This is a genomic window from Streptomyces sp. NPDC051320 (assembly GCF_040682175.1).
Taxonomy (GTDB): domain Bacteria; phylum Actinomycetota; class Actinomycetes; order Streptomycetales; family Streptomycetaceae; genus Streptomyces.
Map to the genome: position 1 here is coordinate 1 of NZ_JBFBAL010000059.1, position 1,374 is coordinate 1,374.

1 protein-coding gene is annotated in these 1,374 nt (G+C 65.9%); it reads left to right on the forward strand.

From position 1 onward, the window contains the following. The first annotated feature begins 48 nt into the window (after positions 1–48). Positions 49–1,335, forward strand: a complete 1,287-nt coding sequence (locus AB0M87_RS33355; RefSeq protein ID WP_365859650.1) for an IS256 family transposase — start codon at positions 49–51, stop codon at positions 1,333–1,335. Positions 1,336–1,374: the final 39 nt, after the last annotated feature.

Genomic DNA, 1,374 nt, shown 5'->3' on the forward strand with positions numbered 1-1,374 from the left:
GGGTCTGTACCGTGACTGGTGTAACTCCCGAGCTGGAAGCGACAGTTGATGACTGACGTGATGAGTGGCATCGAGGCCGGGGAGGCCGCCGTGGACGCACCGGATGTTGTGGATGACGGTCTGGTTGCCGAGCTGGTGGCCCGAGCCGAGGCCGGCGGGGTGAAGCTGACCGGTGAGGGCGGTCTGCTGGCAGAGCTGACGCGCAGGGTGCTTGAGTCGGCGCTGGAGGGCGAGCTGACCGACCACCTGGGGCATGAGCCCGGTGAACGGGTCGAGGGTGGCCGCGACAACTACCGCAACGGCCACCGGTCCAAGACGGTGACCACCGAGGTCGGGCCGGTGGAGATCACGGTCCCGCGGGACCGGGCGGGTACGTTCGAGCCGCAGCTGGTCAAGAAGCGCCAGCGGCGATTGGGCGGAGTCGATGAGATGGTCCTGTCCCTGTCCGCGAAGGGCCTTACCCACGGCGAGATCTCCGCCCACCTGGCCGAGGTCTATGGGGCAGAGGTGTCCAAGAGCACCATCTCCACGATCACCGATAGCGTGATGGCCGGCATGGCCGAATGGCAGAACCGCCCTCTGAACAGCGTGTATCCGGTCGTCTTCATCGACTGCGTAAACGTGAAGGTCAGGGACGGCCAGGTCGCCAACCGGCCCGTCTATATGGCGCTGGCAGTGACGGCGGAGGGGCATCGGGACATCCTGGGCCTGTGGGTCGGCGACGGCGGCGAGGGCGCGAAGTACTGGCTGCAGGTCCTTACCGAGATCAAGAACCGCGGAGCCCGTGATGGGCTGATGCTGGTCTGCGACGGCCTGACCGGCCTCCCGGACGCGGTCAACACGGTCTGGCCTGCGACGATTGTCCAGACGTGTGTGGTTCACCTGCTGCGGAATTCGTTCCGTTACGCAGGCCGGCATGACTGGGAGAAGATCGCGAAGGCGCTCAAGCCCGTCTACACCGCGCCGACCGAGGACGCCGCCCTGGAGCGTTTCCTGGAGTTCGGCGAGGCCTGGGGCAAGAAGTACCCAGCGATTGTGCGTCTGTGGGAGAGCGCCTGGGCGGAGTTCGTCCCCTTTCTCCAGTTCGATGTCGAGATCCGGAAGATCGTGTGCACCACGAACGCGATCGAGTCCGTCAACGCCCGCATCCGCAAGGCCGTCAGGGCCCGCGGGCACTTCCCCACGGAACAGGCCGCGCTGAAGTGCGTCTACCTCGCGGTGATGAGCCTGGACCCCAAGGGCACCGGCCGCAAACGCTGGACCATGCGCTGGAAGGCCGCACTCAACGCCTTCGACATCACCTTCGACGGCCGGCTCACCGCCGGACGCCGATAGAAACAATCAACCGAGTCCCACCATTCGCTGTACAGACCC